The sequence below is a fragment of the Gilliamella sp. Nev3-1 genome (assembly GCF_001690435.1).
GTDB lineage: Bacteria > Pseudomonadota > Gammaproteobacteria > Enterobacterales > Orbaceae > Gilliamella > Gilliamella apicola_C.
Genome location: NZ_LZHN01000040.1, coordinates 14408 through 33961, shown reverse-complemented (window position 1 = coordinate 33961; position 19554 = coordinate 14408). Strand labels below are relative to the sequence as shown.

General features: G+C 34.9%; 18 protein-coding genes and 2 pseudogenes. 9 read left to right on the top strand and 11 right to left on the bottom strand.

The window, feature by feature from the left end; translation table 11 throughout:
* Window positions 1-80 precede the first annotated feature (80 nt).
* The 5 genes from A9G40_RS06570 to A9G40_RS06550 form a co-directional block, all read right to left on the bottom strand.
* Window positions 81-485 (bottom strand): YhcB family protein, encoded by a 405-nt coding sequence (locus A9G40_RS06570; protein ID WP_065582394.1) that lies wholly within the window; start codon window positions 483-485, stop codon window positions 81-83.
* 62 nt (window positions 486-547) lie between these two features.
* Complete coding sequence (locus tag A9G40_RS06565) at window positions 548-1009, bottom strand: DUF721 domain-containing protein (protein ID WP_065582393.1); 462 nt, start codon at window positions 1007-1009, stop codon at window positions 548-550.
* Window positions 1010-1247: 238 nt separating this feature from the next.
* The gene (locus tag A9G40_RS06560) at window positions 1248-2510 is read right to left on the bottom strand and encodes an MFS transporter (RefSeq protein ID WP_065582392.1); all 1263 of its coding nucleotides are present in this window, start codon (window positions 2508-2510) and stop codon (window positions 1248-1250) included.
* A gap of 41 nt (window positions 2511-2551) precedes the next feature.
* Window positions 2552-3958: a glucuronate isomerase gene (gene uxaC / locus A9G40_RS06555; protein ID WP_065582474.1), complete on the bottom strand. Its 1407-nt coding sequence runs from the start codon at window positions 3956-3958 to the stop codon at window positions 2552-2554.
* Between the two features lie 16 nt (window positions 3959-3974).
* Window positions 3975-5444 (bottom strand): mannitol dehydrogenase family protein, encoded by a 1470-nt coding sequence (locus tag A9G40_RS06550; RefSeq protein WP_065582391.1) that lies wholly within the window; start codon window positions 5442-5444, stop codon window positions 3975-3977.
* 273 nt (window positions 5445-5717) lie between these two features.
* Between A9G40_RS06550 and A9G40_RS06545 the strand changes: the two genes are divergently transcribed.
* From A9G40_RS06545 to A9G40_RS06535, 3 genes are all read left to right on the top strand, one after another.
* A complete protein-coding gene (locus A9G40_RS06545) occupies window positions 5718-6479 on the top strand; it encodes a GntR family transcriptional regulator (protein ID WP_065582390.1) in 762 nt (253 codons plus the stop codon).
* A gap of 75 nt (window positions 6480-6554) precedes the next feature.
* Complete coding sequence (gene uxuA, locus A9G40_RS06540; protein ID WP_065582389.1) at window positions 6555-7736, top strand: mannonate dehydratase; 1182 nt, start codon at window positions 6555-6557, stop codon at window positions 7734-7736.
* A 257-nt stretch (window positions 7737-7993) separates the two neighbouring features.
* Window positions 7994-8425, top strand: a complete 432-nt coding sequence (locus A9G40_RS06535) for a DUF3597 domain-containing protein (RefSeq protein ID WP_065567627.1) — start codon at window positions 7994-7996, stop codon at window positions 8423-8425.
* An 89-nt stretch (window positions 8426-8514) separates the two neighbouring features.
* Here the strand turns inward: A9G40_RS06535 and pth are convergent, their stop codons facing one another.
* Window positions 8515-9105, bottom strand: coding sequence for an aminoacyl-tRNA hydrolase (gene pth / locus A9G40_RS06530; protein ID WP_065582388.1), 591 nt, complete (start codon window positions 9103-9105; stop codon window positions 8515-8517).
* A gap of 73 nt (window positions 9106-9178) precedes the next feature.
* Window positions 9179-10126: a ribose-phosphate pyrophosphokinase gene (locus A9G40_RS06525; RefSeq protein ID WP_065582387.1), complete on the bottom strand. Its 948-nt coding sequence runs from the start codon at window positions 10124-10126 to the stop codon at window positions 9179-9181.
* A 240-nt stretch (window positions 10127-10366) separates the two neighbouring features.
* Between A9G40_RS06525 and trmB the strand changes: the two genes are divergently transcribed.
* From trmB to A9G40_RS06505, 4 genes are read left to right on the top strand one after another with little or no spacing between them, the layout of a single operon-like run.
* Window positions 10367-11071: a tRNA (guanosine(46)-N7)-methyltransferase TrmB gene (gene trmB, locus A9G40_RS06520; RefSeq protein WP_065582386.1), complete on the top strand. Its 705-nt coding sequence runs from the start codon at window positions 10367-10369 to the stop codon at window positions 11069-11071.
* Between the two features lie 18 nt (window positions 11072-11089).
* Window positions 11090-11815, top strand: a complete 726-nt coding sequence (nfsA, locus tag A9G40_RS06515; protein ID WP_065582385.1) for an oxygen-insensitive NADPH nitroreductase — start codon at window positions 11090-11092, stop codon at window positions 11813-11815.
* Entirely contained in the window at window positions 11812-12030 is a 219-nt protein-coding gene (locus A9G40_RS06510; RefSeq protein ID WP_065582384.1) for a histidine-type phosphatase, read from the top strand. The genes nfsA and A9G40_RS06510 overlap by 4 nt, the downstream gene beginning before the upstream one ends.
* Window positions 12027-12977 carry a histidine-type phosphatase gene (locus A9G40_RS06505; protein WP_141675210.1) on the top strand — a complete coding sequence of 317 codons (951 nt, stop codon included), beginning with the start codon at window positions 12027-12029 and terminating at the stop codon, window positions 12975-12977. The genes A9G40_RS06510 and A9G40_RS06505 overlap by 4 nt, the downstream gene beginning before the upstream one ends.
* A gap of 557 nt (window positions 12978-13534) precedes the next feature.
* Here A9G40_RS06505 and A9G40_RS06500 read toward each other — a convergent pair.
* Window positions 13535-14104, bottom strand: a complete 570-nt coding sequence (locus tag A9G40_RS06500) for an IS3 family transposase (protein WP_065582382.1) — start codon at window positions 14102-14104, stop codon at window positions 13535-13537.
* 165 nt (window positions 14105-14269) lie between these two features.
* Between A9G40_RS06500 and A9G40_RS06490 the strand changes: the two are divergent.
* Both A9G40_RS06490 and A9G40_RS15455 read left to right on the top strand, forming a co-directional pair.
* Window positions 14270-15351 (top strand): annotated as a pseudogene (locus A9G40_RS06490) (IS3 family transposase).
* A 222-nt stretch (window positions 15352-15573) separates the two neighbouring features.
* Window positions 15574-16284 (top strand): annotated as a pseudogene (locus A9G40_RS15455) (IS256 family transposase).
* Between the two features lie 103 nt (window positions 16285-16387).
* Here the strand turns inward: A9G40_RS15455 and hslU are convergent.
* The 3 genes from hslU to tolA all read right to left on the bottom strand — a co-directional run bounded on the left by hslU (window position 16388) and on the right by tolA (window position 19551).
* Window positions 16388-17716, bottom strand: a complete 1329-nt coding sequence (hslU, locus tag A9G40_RS06480) for an HslU--HslV peptidase ATPase subunit (protein ID WP_065582381.1) — start codon at window positions 17714-17716, stop codon at window positions 16388-16390.
* A gap of 26 nt (window positions 17717-17742) precedes the next feature.
* A complete protein-coding gene (gene hslV / locus A9G40_RS06475; RefSeq protein ID WP_065582380.1) occupies window positions 17743-18270 on the bottom strand; it encodes an ATP-dependent protease subunit HslV in 528 nt (175 codons plus the stop codon).
* A gap of 150 nt (window positions 18271-18420) precedes the next feature.
* The gene (gene tolA, locus A9G40_RS06470; RefSeq protein WP_176700444.1) at window positions 18421-19551 is read right to left on the bottom strand and encodes a cell envelope integrity protein TolA; all 1131 of its coding nucleotides are present in this window, start codon (window positions 19549-19551) and stop codon (window positions 18421-18423) included.
* Window positions 19552-19554: the final 3 nt, after the last annotated feature.

Genomic DNA, 19554 nt, shown 5'->3' with positions numbered 1-19554 from the left:
CTTATAACTCTCGCTTTTACAAAAATTAATCTCTATAAAAATGCTTTGCCATTAATTAACGGCGTATTAAACTATAATTGTTAAGATTTATTTTCATCTGTTTTAAATAAACCAGATGAATTATCCGAATAATCTCTAGGTTGCTTATCAAGCGTAATTTCTTTTGTTTCATGGGGATTAGAACTAGAATCAAAATCCAAAGATGAAACGTTATCACTATCAATAAATTGACCAGAGCTTTCAGCCATATGTTGATAAAGACGGCGAAAATCGTTAGCCATACTATCCAATATCTCAGCACTATGAGAAAAATGTTTAGCAATCATTTGTTTTTGTGCTATTAATTCATCTTTTGCTTGTTCTAGCTCATGTTTAACTTTGGTATATTTACGAGCCTTAGGGCTAATAACATTTACAAAAATAAAACCAATAATAAAACCAATTACTAATCCAATTATAAGATAAGTAAGCATATCTTTATCCATTATTCACTCCTTATATCTTTAAGATATATAATTTTATAAAATTGAAAACTAATTATCAGCGCTTATTTTGCATGGTTAGCAAGTTTTATCAATTGTTTTTTTAACTTGTCTGGTGCATTTTCTGCTAATGCAGATAAAAACATTGCGCTTTTTTGTGTCATTGCGCTTGAAGCTAAAGATGACTTATCACTGTGATAATTGCTCTGTGGCCACCTCACCGAAATATCTGGATTAATCTGATATTGAATAGAAGATAAGGATGGTAAAATATTTTTTCGTATTTCAGATATTAAATTGCTTTGTTCATATTTCAATCTAGTTAACCAACAAGCTGAACTAACCTCTAAAATCAACATACCTTGACGATAGTTAGCAACTCGGCATTGTTGATTCAATGGTGAAGGCAATAAATCATAAATGACTTTAGCTAAAGAGCATAATGCATTAGTTCTATCTTGAATCTTAGACAGAGAAGAGGCTTGTGTCAAAATTGACGTCAACATTTGTGGTTCGTTATAACGCATAATTATGCCTTTTATTAAAAAATAATAATAACTAAAATACAAAAATATTTTTCCACCAATGTTTAAGTAATTTATCTTATTTGAATGAAAAAGTCCTTTAAAAAAAGAATATTTTCACTTAATTAACACTTTATAAAAAAGTTCACAAATAACTAAAAATTAAAAGAACAAAATAAAAAATTGGCAAATACTATTAATATCTGCCAGTTATTATAAAAATAAAAGCTAATTATTAATGTTAACTTTGCTTATTTGACTTATTTTCTCTAATAAAAGCCCATAAAACAATAGCACCAATAACATCAAAAAATGCTAATGCAACAAAGAAAGGACCAAACCCAATTATGTTAACAAAAGCACCAATAAATAGATTAAAAATTAGCTGACCTGTCCATGCACACGCTCCAGCCATTCCAACGGCTGTTGCGACCTGATTTTTTTTGAACAAATCACCACCAAGTGTTGATGCTACGGTCGAGAGTAATTGATGAGAAAAACCACCTAAACTAATTAAGAACACGGCTAAATAAGGGTTTTGAACAACACTTACAAAACCAATTGTCATCATAATTACAGCGCCTATAGAAAAAGTAATTAATCTTGATCTAATTAACGAAAAACCTCTGTCATTTAAAAATTTAGCTACAAATCCACTAGCTAAACATCCTAAATCTGCCATTAAAAAAGGTAACCAAACAAACATAGCAATTTCTTTTAGGCTAAAGTGTAGTGTTTCAACAAAAAATATTGGTACCCAAAAGTTAATAGTCCCCCAAGCAGGATCGGCAAGAAAACGTGCAATACCAATTCCCCAAAAGTTTCGTTGAGAAAGAATTGATGAAATAGAAACTTTTTCTTTTTTATCAATATCTAAATATTTCTCTTGACCAGCCTCAATATATGCACGTTCTTCAGCCGATAGCATTTTAGAATCTTTAGGATCTCGATAAAAAGTAAACCAGGCAAGTGCTGCAATCAATGCTAAAGAGCCAGAAACAACAAAAGCAAATTGCCAACCTTGAAATAAAATACACCATGCAATTAAAGGTGGAGCTAACATTGCACCAAATGAAGTCCCCATATTAAATATGCCTGAAGCAATACCTCGTTCTTTTGCGGGAAACCATATCGATGCTGTTTTTATACCGGCGGGTATTGCTGAGGCTTCACTGAAACCCATTATCCCTCTCATAAAAGCTAAACCTTGCCATGTACCAGTTAATGCATGCCCCATAGTTGCAAATCCCCACACAATAGCACAAATAGCAAAGCCTAGCCTTAATCCAATAGTATCAATAAAAAATCCCATAATTGGTTGACCAATTGTATAAGCCAACTGGAAGGCACTTACTACCCAAGAATATTGTTCTTTAGTAATGCCTGTTGTTTCTAAAATAGTAGGGGCAGCAACACCCAATGCTGTTCTGTCAAGGTAATTAATGATGGTAATTGCACAAATAAGTAATATCATGCTCCACCTAAATTTTTGTACTATTTTCATTATTACTCCTTATTATTCCATGTAAACTTTAATTATTGTTACTATTTAGAAAAGTAAGAATTAGCATTATTGAAGCAAATATCTTTGATCATATTTCCTACCAAATTAAAATCAGCAGGAATTTCACCATTTTCGATCCAATTTCCAACCATATTGCACAAAATTCTTCTAAAATACTCATGTCTTGTAAATGAGAGAAAACTACGTGAGTCAGTTAACATTCCAACAAATTGGCTTAATAATCCCATTTGTGAAAGCTGCATAAGTTGACGCTCCATGCCATCTTTTTGGTCATTGAACCACCACCCTGATCCAAATTGAATTTTGCCAGCGATACCAGAACCTTGGAAATTACCAGCCATTGTAGCTAAGACTTCGTTATCTCTAGGATTTAAGCAATATAGTATTGTTTTAGGTAACTCATCGGTCAGATCTAAAGTTCCCAATAATGAAGATAAAGGTTCAGCGATTGGTCTATCGCCAATTGAATCAAATCCTGCATCTGGACCCAGCAATTTAAACATCCGTTGATTATTATTGCGTAAAGCACCTAAGTGTAATTGCATAACCCAATTACGTTTATGATATTGTTTACCTAACCAAACAAGAACTGCTGTACTGAATTGTGCTATTTCTAATTCAGATAAAGATTGATTATTTAGACGTTTTTTGAGTATTAAATTGAGTTGTTGTTCTGAAGGGATATCTGCGTAGCGTAATATCTCAATACCATGATCTGATGCTTCACAGCCATGCTGTTCAAAGTGATCAAGCCTTTTTAATAACGCAGTAAGCAGCTCTGAAAAAGTATTTATTTCAATATCACAAACCTGACCTAATTGAGAAATATAGTCAGAAAATCCAGATAATTCAATTTTAAATACTTTATCAGGTCGCCAACTAGGTCTTACTTTAGTTTCAAAGGAATCATCCAAGCTTATTTGTTTATGGTATTGAAGTGAATCAATTGGATCATCAGTAGTCCCTACTGCCCTAATATTCATTTGTTTCAAAATACCTTTTGTCGAAAATTCTTTTGTAGCTAATTGTTCATTAGCCTGAAGCCAAATTCTTTCAGCTGTTTTTTCATTAAAAAGAATGTTTTTTATACCAAACGGACGCCGTAACTCTAAATGAGTCCAATGATAAATTGGATTGCCCAATGTTAAAGGAACCACTTTTGCCCAAGCTAAATATTTTTCGTAATCTGATGCATTACCAGTAATAAATTTCTCATCTACACCGGCGGTACGAAGTACTCTCCATTTATAATGATCACCAGCAAGCCAAATCTCTGCTAAATTACAGAAGTTTTTATTTTCCGCAATATCTTTTGGCGGTAAATGACAATGATAATCATATATCGGTTGATCTGCTGCATAATCAAAATAGAGTCTTTGTGCCGTTTCAGTTAGTAATAAAAAGTTTTCATCCAAAAAATTTTTCATTATATTTAATCCACCCTTAGTTTGATAAATTGCTGACAGTTTGTTTTGCCCCATATTTCATTAAAGAAAGGTAATGTATTGTCACTTTTTCTTTAAATAATTCATTATTCGGCAAATCTAAACCAAAGACAGCCTTTAAACGTAATAAAGCATTTACTCGTTCAACTCCATCAGTACTCGCTTTAGTAATAGTTTGTAGTTGCTCACTCATTGGATCTCGTAAATCTATTGACTGGTTATTATCATCAATGCCGCCGACATAGCGCATCCAACTTGCAACCCCTAAAGCTAGCAATGAAAAATCTGAACCATTTTTGATATGCCAACGGATTGAATCCAACATTCTTTGAGGCAATTTTTGAGTACCGTCCATCGCAATTTGCCATGTTTTATGTTTTAACGATGGATTACTAAAACGCTCAATAAGTTTGTTTGCATATTCTTGCAAATTAACATGACTAGGGACGTGAAGTGTTGGTGCTTGTTGTTGCATCATCAATGTTAAAGTTGCTTTTTTATAATTAACATCATTCATACAATCATTAATGTGCTCGTAACCAGCCAAATAGCCTAAGTAGGCTAGAAAAGAATGGCTACCATTTAACATACGAAGTTTCATCTCTTCATATGGAACAACATTATCAACGAATTCAGCACCGACTTCATTCCAATTAGGACGGTTAGTCACAAAATTATCTTCTATAATCCACTGAATAAAAGGTTCACAAGCAATACCACATGGATCAAACATACCGCCTAATGTATCTTCAATTTCAATTAATGTTTCGGATGTTGCGGCAGGGACAATACGGTCAACCATAGTACATGGGAATGTTGTATTAGACTCAATCCAATTTGCTAATTGTGGATCTCGAGCGTTAGCTAATCCTAATATTGCTTTTTTTAAAGCTAATCCATTTTCAGGAATATTATCGCATGATAAAGCAGTAAAGGATTTTAATCCTCGTTGCATTCTTCTATAAAGTGCCTCTACAATAACACCAGGGGCTGACATAGGCTTTGTTGGATTCGCTAAGTCAGCTTTAATTAATGTATTATTCAAATCTAATCCTGCTCCACTAGGTAACATGCAATACCCCTTTTCTGTTACTGTTAATGAAACAATTTCAACAACTGGATCAGCCATTTTTTCTAAAATTGCATCTATTCCATCTGTTGGTGCTAACAATGATTCTGTTACGCTGCCAATAATAAATGCTTCTTTTGATGTTGCACCTTTTTCTAACACAGTATACAAATGATCTTGTTTACGAATTTCATGAATTAATTCTTTACCACCAACAATATTAACTTCACAAATACCCCAGTCACAGTTTCCCTTGTTAAGTAAACGATCGGTCAATAACGCTTGATGAGCACGGTGAAAAGCACCGAATCCCAAATGGACAATTCGTGAGGTTATTTTTTCCCGGTCATATAAAGGTTTATATTGGATTGATTTAGGAAGATTTAATAAATTTAACATTTTATTCACCGTGATTATCTGTTTAACTACTTTATTGATTAGATATATTTTCATTTGTTGGCAAACTTTTCATCCCAATTTTTTCTTTTTTGTGATCTATATCGCTTTTTTTGGTTTATTTAATATATAATGCTCAAAAAAATCTATAATATAAAACCATATTGGCATTCCAATTATGAAATTAAATGTATTTATCCCATAATTGACTTCTAATACTTGTAATAATTAGCGTATAATTGCTCAAAATAAACGTAAAAATAAAGGATTATAATAATGTTCATGGTTAATCGGCTGTACCAAAAAATTGGTAATGAGCTGAAATCATTATTAAAAAATGGCACCTATAAAATTGGTGAGAGATTACCGCCTGAAAGAGATATTGCAGAAGCCTTTAATGTAAGTAGAACCGTAGTGAGAGAAGCACTAATTATGCTAGAACTCGAAAATCTAGTCACAGTAAAAAAAGGTTCTGGCGTATATGTAATTGGTTTACCAAATGAAATATTATCAGAAACAGATAAAAAGATTGAAGAAGAAGATTTTGGTCCTTTTGAACTATTACAAGCTAGGCAATTAATTGAAAGTAATATCGCCGCTTTTGCCGCATCTCAAATTGTAAAATCCGATATTATTGAGTTAAGAGCTATCTTAGAGCAAGAGCGAAAAATTTTAGAACAAGGTATTTTAGATGATTACAGTGCAGATGAAATGTTTCATATTGCAATAGCAAGAGCAACCAAAAATTCAATACTTGAAAATTTGTTAGATGATTTATGGCAAAAACGTACCGCTAGCAAAATGTGGGGGCAACTACACAGCCGAATTACTGATCATAGTTATCGAAAAAAATGGCTTTATGATCATGAAAAAATTTTACAAACCTTACAGGTAAAAGATGCAATGGCCGCACGTCATGCTATGTGGCAACATTTAGAAAATGTTAAACAAACATTAATGGCAGTTTCGGATAGCGAAGATCCAAATTTTGATGGTTATTTATTTGACTCAATTCCGGTTAACATTGTTAATCAATAGGTAATAATAATCAGCATTGTTTATAGATCTTTATTATTTTAGAAATAACAAAATGAAATCGTGAAGGAGATTTATATGGAACAAACGATGCGTTGGTTTGGACCAAATGACCCAGTATCATTAGATGATATTAAACAAGCTGGAGCAACTGGAATTGTTACAGCTTTACACCATATTCCCAATGGAGAAGTTTGGACCATTGAAGAAATTCAAAAACGAAAAAATATTATTGAAGATAAAGGATTAACATGGTCTGTTGTAGAAAGTATTCCTGTTCATGAAGAAATAAAAACCCACACAGGAAACGTTTTGCAGCATATTGAAAATTACAAACAATCTATTCGGAATTTAGCTACGTGTGGTATTGATACTGTTTGTTATAATTTTATGCCCGTTTTAGATTGGACCCGTACAGATCTTGCTTACGAGTTACCTGATGGCTCAAAGGCCTTGCGTTTTGATCAAGTGGCATTTGCAGCATTCGATATCTATATACTACAAAGACCTAATGCAGAAAAAGATTACTCAAAAGAAGATACTGTTTTAGCTAAATCTTATTTTGAAAAAATGACTCAAGCCGATAAAGATAAACTTATTGCAAACATCATTGCCGGTTTACCTGGCGCAGAAGAAGGCTATTCACTTGATCAGTTTAGGGCGCATCTTGCAACTTATGATGGGATTGATAAAGTTAAGTTACGTGAAAATTATGCCCTTTTTTTAAAAGCTATTGTACCCGTTGCAGAAGAAGTTGGTATTGTCTTAACTGTTCACCCAGATGATCCCCCGCGACCAATTCTAGGGTTACCGCGAATAGTATCAACAATTGAAGATATGCAGTGGATAAAAGAAACTGTTGACAGCATACATAATGGTTTTTGTTTTTGTACTGGTTCTTATGGAGTTCGTAGCGATAATGATTTGGCAATAATGGCTAAAAAATTTGCTGACCGTGTTCATTTTATTCATTTGCGAGCAACAGTTAGAGAAGAAAACCCATTATCTTTTCATGAAGGCGATCATTTAGCTGGTGATGTTGACATGTATGCCGTAATAAAGGCGCTCATTACAGAAGAACAGAGACGTAAAAAAGCAGGAATCAAACGCTCAATCCCTGTTCGTCCAGATCATGGACATCAAATGTTGGATGATCTGAAGAAAAAGACAAATCCAGGCTATTCAGCTATAGGCCGTTTACGAGGTCTAGCCGAAATTCGTGGTGTTGAGTATGCTATCCTTCGAGCTTTTTTTAACTAGTTGAACTAAATTATAATTAATCAAAATCCTAACAATTCTAATGCCCTTTTAAGGGCATTTTTTTGATATAAAATAATTTAAAAATCTAAATAATTGTTTTATATCTTGGCAAACACTTTATCGTAATACATAAAATGCTATTAAAGCATAACTATTTTGACATTCTATCCCTTTAAGCGTTATATTAATTACGATATTTTCTACATCTATATCATTAAGCAGTTTTTTATAAGCAGTTTAAAATTAAGAGGTGTAATATGGGTATCTTAAATAATATTTTTTCTAAAGTGTTTCCTAGTGCTCAAGCAACAGTAGATCATGCTGTTGAGGCAGTAAAAGATAAAGTCGGAGATATAACTGGCTCTGTTAAAGATACGGTATCAAAAGGTACTGAACAGGTTAAGGAAAAGACAGAGCAGAGCACATCAGCATCAAATGTTGATGTTACGTCTATTCTTGATAATTTAGCTAAAAAACACCCTGAAGCGCTTAACTGGAAAACATCTATTGTTGACTTGTTGAAATTGTTAGGCATAGATAGTAGTTTAGATGCGCGTAAAAAATTAGCGCAAGAGCTGAATTATACCGGTAGCACTGATGATACAGCAGCAATGAATACTTGGTTAATTAAAGAAGTTATGAAGAAAATTGCAGAGAAAGGTGGCAATATTACTCATTTATTTTCTTGATTTTCCCATCTTAAAATAATAGCAATCCACCCAATATTGGGTGGATTTTTTATAATAGTCAATTAGTTATTGTACCCTTTCGCGCTAAATCAACAAATTGCCTTAAAAGCGTGTAATTGGTTCATCGCAGCATCAATCCCCTGTGATAATATAATCTCAGTACAGCGCACTGATTCATCAATAGCTTGATCAATTAACGCTTGCTCTGGTTTAGAGGGGGGGTTAAGAACGTAACCAACAACTTTATTTTTATCGCCAGGATGTCCAATACCAATTCTTAACCGATAAAAATTTAAATTATTACCTAATTTATTAGCAATATCTTTTAGCCCATTATGCCCACCATGACTACCGCCAAACTTAAGTTTAGCTATTCCGGGATTTAAGTCGAGTTCATCATGTGCAACTAAGATCTCTTCTGGCTTTATTTGGTAAAACGTCGCCATAGCTTGAACAGCTTTACCACTTAAATTCATGAAAGTAATTGGAACTAATAAACGTACATCATGACCTGAAATATTGATTCGTGATGTGTAACCAAAAAATTTTGGTTCATTTTTTAATGATTGATTATAACGCTGAGCCAATCGTTCAACAAACCATGCGCCTGCGTTGTGCCTTGTTGTTGCATATTCATTGCCGGGATTGGCAAGTCCTACTATCAGTTTTATTGTTGTCATAATATTTTTATTGTCACTGATTTTATTGTGAAAAATGCCCCAAAAGGGGCATTTAACTCAATGATAAAATAGATTATTGATGAAACATAGCTGAGATCGATTCTTCATTACTGATTCGACGAATTGCTTCAGCAAGCATACCTGATAATGTTAATTGGCGAACATTTTTCAATGCTTTTACTTCAGCCGTTAATGGAATTGTGTCGCAAACAACAATTTCATCAATAGCACAGCTTTTAATGTTACTCACTGCTTTACCTGAAAAAATTGGATGCGTTGCATAAGCAAACACTCTTTTTGCTCCTCGTGCTTTTAAAGCGTCGGCTGCTTTACAAAGTGTTCCTGCTGTATCAATCATATCATCGACTAAGATACAATCTCTATCCGCAACATCACCAATAATATTCATCACTTCAGCTTCATTTGCACGTTGGCGGCGTTTATCAATAATCGCCATATCGGTATCATTAAGCAGTTTAGCTATCGCGCGAGCACGCACCACACCGCCAATATCAGGTGAAACCACGATTGGGCGCTCAAACTCACGTTGCAACATATCTTCTAAAATCACAGGGCTACCAAATACGTTATCGACAGGTACATCAAAAAAACCCTGAATTTGTTCTGCATGAAGATCAACGGTTAAAACCCTATCAACACCAACGGTGGATAAAAAATCAGCAACAACTTTAGCGGTAATAGGTACACGAGCTGAACGAACTCGGCGATCTTGCCTTGCATAACCAAAATAAGGAATAACAGCAGTAATACGACCCGCTGATGCACGTCGCATAGCGTCGATCATGACTAGTAATTCCATTAAATTGTCATTGGTAGGAGCACAAGTTGATTGAATAATAAAAACATCTTCACCACGGACATTTTCATTGATTTGGACATTAACTTCACCATCACTAAAACGGCTTACCACAATGTCACCAAGTGAAGTATAAAGGCGATTAGCTATACGCTTTGCTAGTTCGGGTGTGGCATTACCAGCAAAAAGCTTCATATCAGGCACGAGAAATCCTCAAGCATGTATTGATGATTACTTAATCGTAATCGGTTAAATCGGGGCTATAATTATATAATCATTTATCTATCATGCTCAACCACAATATAAAAATATTTGATAAGTTTTTATAAATCATTCATTAAAAAATTCAACTGTAAGATACTTTTGCTGTGAGGAAAAAATCGAGTAAACTAGCAAGCAAACTATCAATTAGCTTTAATAAATTTCATAACCTAAGTAGATACTGTGATGAACGAACAATTAAACTCAGATAACGAAAATATCAAATCTAAAAGAACCATTCGTAGTTTTGTTTTACGACAAGGTCGTTTAACGAAAGGGCAAGAACAAGCACTAAACAATTTATGGCCTATTTTTGGGATTGAGTATGATGCAAATTCACCTATTTATTTTGCTACTGGCAAACCAGCCGTTTTGGAAATTGGATTTGGTATGGGGGCTTCATTAATTGAAATGGCCAAAAATGCACCTAATAAAAATTTTTTAGGCATCGAAGTACACAAGCCTGGGGTAGGTGCTTGTTTAATGGCTATTGAAGAAAACCAATTATCAAACTTAAAAGTGATGTGCCATGACGCTGTTGAAGTATTAGAAAATATGATCCCTAATCATTCACTAGACAAAGTACAAATCTTTTTCCCTGATCCATGGCATAAAGCAAGACATAACAAACGTCGTATTATTCAGCCTAAATTTGTACAATTAGTTCGCCAAAAATTAAAATTGGGCGGTATTTTGCACTTAGCAACTGATTGGCAACATTATGCAGAACATATGTTAGATGTTTTAAATCAGGCAGAAGGTTTTGAAAACTTATCACCAAGCAGCAACTACATTCCGAGGCCTGATGATAGACCGATTACTAAATTCGAAAAACGAGGCCAAAATTTAGGTCACGGCGTTTGGGATCTCCAATTTGTAAACAAATAATTATGTAAAGGAGCCACTATGCAAAATGAAACGATCAACCTACTTTGTCAGCATCGCTCTATTCGTGCTTATAAATCAATAGATTTAACTCAAGAGCAAATAACGTCAATTGTTAGATCAGCTCAGTCGGCTTCTAGCTCTAATTTTATTCAATGTTCGACAATTATTCGTATTACTGACCCCAATAAGCGTGAAAAACTAGCTTATTATGCTGGTGGCCAAAAATATGTTAACCAAGCCCCTGAATTTTGGGTGTTTTGTGCCGATTTTAATCGGCATTATCAAATTGATCCACAACTAAGCCTAGGGAAAGCTGAGCAGCTATTATTGGGCTGTGTTGATACTGCTATTATGGCACAAAATGCAGTGATTGCTGCTGAATCCTTAGGATTAGGCGCTGTATACATTGGCGGATTGCGCAACAGCCTTGATAAAGTTACTCAATTACTTGACTTGCCCAAATACGTCCTTCCACTTTTTGGACTTTGCCTTGGCTATCCAGATGATAATCCAGAAATAAAACCAAGATTACCACAAGATCTAGTCTTTTTTGAGAACCATTATCGCCCCATTGATAGGGAAATTTTGGCAAAATATGATGTTCAAATGGATGATTACTATAAAACTCGTAGTACTAATCAAAAAGCTGGCGGTTGGAGCAATAAAATTGTGAATACAATAAACAACGAGCAACGCGATTTTGTTTTAAATTATTTGCATAAACAAGGATGGATCATCAAATGAATAATAATCATTATCAGCTAGATAAAGTCGTTATAATTAGTCGCCACGGTATTCGTACTCCATTACACAATACTTTACAGTTTTTAGAAAAAGCAACGCCTTTTAAATGGCCAAAATGGAACCATCCATATGGTTATTTAACAACACGAGGTGGCGTGTTAGAAGCCTATTTTGGCCACTATTTATCAACTTGGCTTGAAAAAAACACAATATAAAATTATCAAAAACCGATACCAAATTATTTGTGTATGCTAACAGCCTGCAAAGAACAGTTGCAACCGCTCAATTCCTGACAATTGGCGCCTTTGCTGGGTATGATATTCCTATTCATCACAAATATTCTATTGAAAATATGGATCCGATTTTCGATCCTAGTTTGCGAGATGATTCGCCAGAATTTAAATATGCAGTATTGCATGATATTAAAGAAGCCAACAAAGCCACCAACATCTTTGAAAATCTAGCCCCTGCTTATCAAATCCTTTCCGATATTTTAGATTATAAACACTCAAAGTTATATGCCGAATATCAATGTAATTTAGCTAAAATCCCATCACAACTCTATTTCAAAAAACATGAAGAACCAGCGCTACTTGGGCCACTTGCAATAGGAACTTCGGTCGTTGATGCGTTTTTATTACAATACTATTCAGCCTTTCCAAAAGAACAAATTGCATGGGGAAGACTAACTAGCCAAGAACAGTGGCAACAAATTATCACTATTCGTAATCAATATATTCGTTTAGTTTTCCAGTCTAAAACGCTTGCTAAACATTCTGCTACGCTCATTGTCAATATGATAAGTGATCTAATACAACGAGATAATAAAGTAAACCTACTTGTTGGTCATGATAGCACTATTGCCGCATTACTTGGTGCATTAGACTTTAAAGACTATCAACTACCAAATCAATTTGAAACAACGCCTATTGGTGGCAAGGTCACTTTACAGCGTTTTCGTCATCTACCTACAGATAAATACTTTTTTAAAGCCGAATATATTTATCAAAGCTTTGAACAATTACATAGCGGGCAAGCGCTTGATGCCAATAATCCACCACAACATTATCAACTACATTTGAACAATGCTTCTGTTAATAGTGATGGTTATTACGATTGGTTAGACTTTGAAAAACGAATGAAACCTTTTATAACAAAATAATGCACGATTCAATTATCCGACTAACACCATAAATAGCTAATAATTATAAAAGTTAGGCTAATTTTATTTAGCAAAAGGTTAATTATCAAAACGTTTCAGGTAGAATTACATTTAAGTATAAATATTTATTGTTGGGCTTACTTGAATATTTGGCAGGTATAATATTCAAGTAAGCTAAATTAGCACAATAATATAATTTATTTCAAAACCAATTGCCATCTAGCAATTCCAACCAATTATTTTAATCTTATTTTTCTAAATTCTAAACATAAATCTAGATGGGTAAAGTTATATAAAATACAAAATAAAATTAGTAATGAAATATAATCGATTTTACCAAGTGTTATCCCGATCACTTTTCCCCCGTTCATTTTGATGTGATCATCGCATAAAATAGCTTACCTATTGGTCAAATGTAAATAATTTCTAGATGATGTAATCATTAAAATCCTAACAAAGGGAGCTTATTATAAAACAGAAAATTAAGTTATCACTAAACAATATGAATTATTGGGTATTGTGGTATGTCTACACTTTTTAGTACCAAAAAGATAATGTCATAGATTCCTTTTACATTCAATCGGTGGCTGGTAATTTAAAGACGAATGAAGCCTGTTGTAATTAAACCAATCCACATAGTGATTAAATTGCAACCTGAGTTGTTCAAGTGAATCAAAAATCGTGTTTGACACAAATTCAGTTTTCACCGCTTTAAATGTTGCTTCAGCAACAGCATTATCATAAGGGCATCCCTTATGGCTTAATGAACGCTCAATGCCAAATTCCTTTAAACATTCATCAAGTAGATGATTATCAAATTCTTTTCCTCTATCTGAATGAAATAACTCAACTGAATTTAAGTTAATAGGGATTTGGCTGATAGCATCCATAACCAGTTGAGCATTTTTATGTTTTCCAGCACTTCGTCCCACGATTTCTCGATTGCTTACATCAATAATCACACAAAGGTAATGCCAGTGTTGTTTCACTCTCACATAAGTTAAATCGGTCACAAACACTTTTCGTTGTTGTCCTACCGTAAACGCACGATTAAGCTGATTACTCACTGTTGATTCGTTGCTTTTTTCTGTATCAACACGATATTTTTTACAGGTATATTTTGACACCAAACTTTTTCTTGCATGATTCGACCAATTCGGCGCCTGGATAATATTATGTCTTGCTTTCTAATCTCTGCCTGTAGTCGCTTTGTTCCATATGTAACTACCCCCTAAAATAGTACAGCAAAAAAGTAGAAAATTCTCTATGATAAAAGAAAGGGGGATTTAATTATGAAAAAAATGACTGAACATCAAATCGTAGCTATTTTAAAAGAAGCTGAAGCGGGTATTCCTGTTAAAGAACTGTGCCGTAAATAGGGCATGGGCAATTCAACTTTCTATAAGTGGCGAGAAAAATACGGCGGTATGGAAACGTCGGATATTAAACGCTTAAAGGAGCTGGAGGCTGAAAACTGCAAGCTTAAGCAGATGTTTGCCGAACTGAGCTTAAAATCCCAGCTTCAGGAAGAAATCATAAAAAAGCTTTAGTGCCAACAGGGGCACGTAAAACGTGGGCACAGCAACTACAACAAAATCATTCAGTTACTATTGCTATGAGTTGTGCCATTGTTGGTTTAAGCCGTTGTGCTTACTATTATCAAGCTAAGTTACAGGATGATTCGGTGATTGTTTCGGTGTTGAATGCTATCACAGACCGGCATTTACGCTGGGGCTTTCCTAAATGTTTTAATCGTATCAGAAAGCTCGGCTATCAATGGAATCATAAACGGGTATATCGGGTGTATTGTGAATTAAAGCTTAATCTCAGGGTAAAGCGTAAAAAACGCATTCCTCCACGATGCCCGGAAAGGTTATTAGCCCCCAATAAACAAGGTGAATGTTGGTCAATGGATTTTATGAGTGACAGTAGTCGTAATCAACGTCGCTTTAGGGCATTCAATGTCATCGATGACTTTAATCGTTAGGCGTTAGGTATTGATATTGCAGTAAGCTTACCGGCAGGAAGGATTACCCGTTACTTAGATAAACTGGCCGAATATCATGGGTATCCATTAAAAATACGGGTCGATAATGGGCCAGAATTTACAGGAAAAACCTTTACCAACTGGGCTAAATTACATGGTATAACCATTGATTATATCCAGCCCGGTAGCCCTTATCAAAATGGCTATATTGAACGATTTAATCGTACCTATCGTACTGAAGTACTCGATTTATATCTTTTTAACAACTTAGCTCAAGCAAGGAGAATAACTGAAGAATGGTTAACAATTTATAACACCGAAAGACCGCATGAGGCACTAAATAACATGACGCCGATTGAGTATAAAACACTAAAACAAGCAGCATGATTTTCTACGTGAGTTGTGTACTAAGTTTGGGGTATTTACAATGACCTTATAAAACTGGTACTAATTAGCATAGCCTGTCCTGAGGTATTAGCCAGCATATTGAAGAGATTTATGCTTTTCGTGTTTCTCCTGCAACCTTAACCGCCATTACAGATAAAACTCATTCCCGAATTGTGTTGATGGCAGCAACGGCCACGAGAGTCGATTTATCCGTTTATTTGGATGGATGCAATCCATTATAAAGTAAAAGAAAATGGGGTTTATCATAGCCAGGCTGTTTATACCGTACTCGCCCTTAATTTAGTAGGGAAAAAGGAGGTATTAGGTTTCTATTTATCTGAAAACGAAGTGACGCATTTTGGGTTATCTATTTTGACCGATTTGCAAAACAGAGGGTTAAATGACATCTTAATCGTTTGTGTTGATGGCTGGGTTGGTTTTTCTGAAGCAATGAATACCATTTACCACAAACAGCGATTCAGCTTTGCGTTATTCATCAAATTTGTCATTTAATTAAGTGTATTGCCTTTAAACATGGCAAAGCCTTTATGAGTGATTTGAAAACCTGTTTACAAGGTGGTGTCTCGTGATGCGGCAATTGATGCCTTAGATGAATTTGAGCAAAAATGGGGCGATAAATATCCAATAGTCATCCAGTCGTGGCGTCGTAAATGGGATAATTTATCGACTTATTTCTGCTATCCTGAGCCTATTCGTAAGGTGATTTATACCACGAATATTATTGAGTCTATTCATCGGCAATTTCGCAAATTATCAAAGACCAAAATCAGTTTTCCAAATGAAAATAGCCTGCTCAAGTTGTTGTATTTGGGGTTGCAAAATGCGGAGAAAAAAGGAACAATGCCAATTCAAAATTGGGATTTAGCATTGTCACCGTTGATAATATTTTTCCTAATCGCCTTGATAAGGTGATCTCTTTGTGAATTAAACTGACACAGAATTATGAACAGTCTCCAATAATAAAAAAGGTGAATAAAACTGACCTTTTTTATACTCGATACTCAAGCCGAACTACTTATAAAATAAACTTGCTCAGATCTTCATCTGCAACCAGTTTATCTAAATGATCGCTTACATATTTAGCATCAATTGTAACTGTTTGTCCGTCAAGTTCACTAGCCTCAAATGAAACTTCTTCCATCAAACGCTCTAATACAGTATGCAATCTACGTGCGCCAATATTTTCATTTTGTTCATTCACTTGCCATGCTGATTCTGCAATTTTACGAATACCATCTGGCGTAAAATCGATATTAACCCCTTCGGTTGCCATTAGCGCTTTATATTGAACCGTAAGTGAAGCATTTGGTTCAGTTAAAATACGTTCAAAATCTTCGCTTGTTAGTGCCTGTAACTCGACTCTAATTGGCAATCTACCTTGTAATTCAGGAATTAGATCTGATGGGTTTGCTGTTTGAAAAGCGCCCGATGCAATAAATAAGATATGATCCGTTTTAACAGAGCCATGTTTAGTTGATACTGTACAACCTTCAACTAATGGTAAAAGATCACGCTGTACGCCTTCACGTGAAACATCTGGTCCTGATGAGTTACCGCGCTTACAAACTTTATCTATTTCATCAATAAAGACAATTCCGTTCTGCTCAACCGCTTCAATCGCCTCATGCTTAAGATCATCTGGATTAACCAACTTAGCGGCTTCTTCATCAATAAGCTGTTTAAAGGCATCTTTTATTTTCATTTTTCGTGGTTTAGTTTTTTGTCCACCTAAATTTTGAAACATCGACTGTAATTGGTTTGTCATTTCTTCCATGCCTGGCGGCGCCATAATTTCAACACCAATATTAACACCAGCTACTTCAATTTCAATTTCTTTATCATCAAGTGTGCCTTCACGTAATTTTTTGCGAAAAGCTTGTCTTGCTGTTGAAGCATTATTATCTTCAACTTGCCCCCAACCATCTTTAGCTGGTGGCACTAGCACATCTAAAATGCGTTCTTCGGCTAATTCTTCCGCTCTATGACGATTGCGTTCAATTGCTTCTTGGCGAATCATTTTTACTGCAGAATCTGTTAGATCTCGAATAATTGAATCAACTTCTTTTCCCACATAACCAACTTCTGTAAATTTAGTCGCCTCTACTTTAATAAAAGGTGCATGAGCCAATTTTGCAAGGCGTCTTGCGATTTCAGTTTTACCAACACCTGTTGGTCCAATCATCAGTATATTTTTAGGTGTAACTTCATGACGTAATGTTTCATCAAGTTGCATACGACGCCAGCGATTACGTAGTGCTATAGCTACAGAACGTTTCGCTTTATCTTGGCCAATGATATGTTGGTTTAATTCGCTTACAATTTCGCGAGGAGTCATTTCAGACATAATAATATTCTCTTTAATTCAGTTGATTAGTAATTGAGCTCTTCAATGGTTTGGAAGTTATTTGTATACACACAAATGTCTCCCGCTATTGATAATGATTTTTGCACAATATCGTGTGCAGAAAGTGAGGTATTATCAAGTAATGCTCGTGCAGCTGCTTGTGCATAAGGACCGCCAGAACCAATGGCAATTAAATCGTCTTCGGGTTGGATAACATCACCAGTACCGGTAATAATTAAAGATGCATTTTCATCAGCAACAGCAAGCAATGCCTCTAATTTGCGTAACATCCTATCCGTTCGCCAATCTTTAGCTAGCTCAACAGCAGCTTTGGTTAAATGACCTTGGTGCATCTCCAATTTTCGCTCAAATAGTTCAAATAATGTAAATGCATCAGCCGTACCACCAGCAAAACCCGCAATCACCTTGTTATTATATAAGCGACGAACTTTACGTGCATTACCTTTCATAATAATACGTTCGCCTAACGTGACTTGACCATCACCACCGATAACAACTTGCCCCTCACGACGGACACTAACAATTGTTGTCATGTTTTGCTCCTTATTTTACTTAAATAACTTAATTCGAAATGAATAGATGATATATTGGGGTAATTAATGTAATTTCAATATTCTAATTTATAGATATTGATCATTTATAGTAAATAATTCTAGGGAATATTGCATTTACAATATAAAAAATTAGTTTGGTTGGAAGTCAATTTTCATTATTTTTACTTGATTGTAAAACGTACTTGCAGGCTTTGGAATTATAGCTTGTTTCGTTGCTGAAAGTGCTTCTCGGCATAATGCTTCATCGCCACCTTTCGCACTAACATTAAGTAATAAACCATCAGGTGCAATTTGAATTTCTAATACACAATTTCGCCCACTATATAATTTGTTAGGATTAATAAATTTGTTACTGATAGCATTTTGAACTAGAGATTTATATTTATCTAGCTCCCCATTTGAAACACCTTTCCGACTAGCAGCACCACCTGTTGGGCTGGGTATATTTGATGTAAGTCCACCCAGCAAGTTATCAAGCTCTTTATCTTTTTTTGCTTGCGCTGCTTTTTTTGCTTTTTCGATAGCAGCTTTATCTGCCGCCGCTTTTTCAGCAGCTTGCTTTTTTGCTTGTTCTTCTTTTTGTTTTGTTAACTCTGCTTGTTTACGTTCATTTTCAATTCGTTGCTTTTCAATAAGCTCTTGTTCAGCTTTTACTTTAGCCTCTTGTTCTTCTTTCTGCTTGGCGAGTTCTTCTTGCCTACGTAAAGTTTCTTCACGTTGTTTATCTAATAATTCTCGCTCAGCTTTTAATTTAGCTTCTTGCTCTGCTTTTTGTTTTGCTAGCTCAGCTTGCTGTTGTTCTAAGAGCTGTCTTTCAGCCTGTCGTTGTTGTTCTTCTAACTGCTCTTTAGCTTTTCTAGCATCTTCTTCTTTTTGTCTTGCTATCCGCGCAGCTTGTGCCGCTTCTGCCTCTTTCTTTTGTTGTTGTTCTACTTTTAGGCGCTCTCTTTCTAGCTCTTTAAGCCGCTGTTCTTGGGCAAGTTGTTGTTCCTGCAATATTCGAGCCTGCTCATCAATTTGTTGCTGCCTTTGTTTCTCAGCTTGCTTTTGGCTAACTTGTGTCTTTAGTTGTCTTTGATATTGTTCGGTCATGACAGAAGGATCAACCATAATAGCATCAATAGAATTTCCATCGACACGGCCATAGTTTACATTGCTATCAGATATAACTCGGTATCCTAAAATAACAATTAAAATGACATGTAATATAATGGATAGGGCAATAGCTATACTTAATTTTGAATTTGGTTTATAAGACATTAC

Bases quoted from the DNA above. Each gene is read 5' to 3' on its own strand.
- uxaC (WP_065582474.1), bottom strand. From the start codon at position 3,958: ATGAAAAATTTTTTGGATGAAAACTTTTTATTACTAACTGAAACGGCA.
- nfsA (WP_065582385.1), top strand. From the start codon at position 11,090: ATGCAAAATGAAACGATCAACCTACTTTGTCAGCATCGCTCTATTCGT.
- A9G40_RS06545 (WP_065582390.1), top strand. From the start codon at position 5,718: ATGTTCATGGTTAATCGGCTGTACCAAAAAATTGGTAATGAGCTGAAA.
- hslV (WP_065582380.1), bottom strand. From the start codon at position 18,270: ATGACAACAATTGTTAGTGTCCGTCGTGAGGGGCAAGTTGTTATCGGT.
- tolA (WP_176700444.1), bottom strand. From the start codon at position 19,551: ATGTCTTATAAACCAAATTCAAAATTAAGTATAGCTATTGCCCTATCC.
- A9G40_RS06510 (WP_065582384.1), top strand. From the start codon at position 11,812: ATGAATAATAATCATTATCAGCTAGATAAAGTCGTTATAATTAGTCGC.
- A9G40_RS06535 (WP_065567627.1), top strand. From the start codon at position 7,994: ATGGGTATCTTAAATAATATTTTTTCTAAAGTGTTTCCTAGTGCTCAA.
- uxuA (WP_065582389.1), top strand. From the start codon at position 6,555: ATGGAACAAACGATGCGTTGGTTTGGACCAAATGACCCAGTATCATTA.
- A9G40_RS06560 (WP_065582392.1), bottom strand. From the start codon at position 2,510: ATGAAAATAGTACAAAAATTTAGGTGGAGCATGATATTACTTATTTGT.
- A9G40_RS06570 (WP_065582394.1), bottom strand. From the start codon at position 485: ATGGATAAAGATATGCTTACTTATCTTATAATTGGATTAGTAATTGGT.
- A9G40_RS06550 (WP_065582391.1), bottom strand. From the start codon at position 5,444: ATGTTAAATTTATTAAATCTTCCTAAATCAATCCAATATAAACCTTTA.
- pth (WP_065582388.1), bottom strand. From the start codon at position 9,105: ATGACAACAATAAAACTGATAGTAGGACTTGCCAATCCCGGCAATGAA.
- hslU (WP_065582381.1), bottom strand. From the start codon at position 17,716: ATGTCTGAAATGACTCCTCGCGAAATTGTAAGCGAATTAAACCAACAT.
- A9G40_RS06565 (WP_065582393.1), bottom strand. From the start codon at position 1,009: ATGCGTTATAACGAACCACAAATGTTGACGTCAATTTTGACACAAGCC.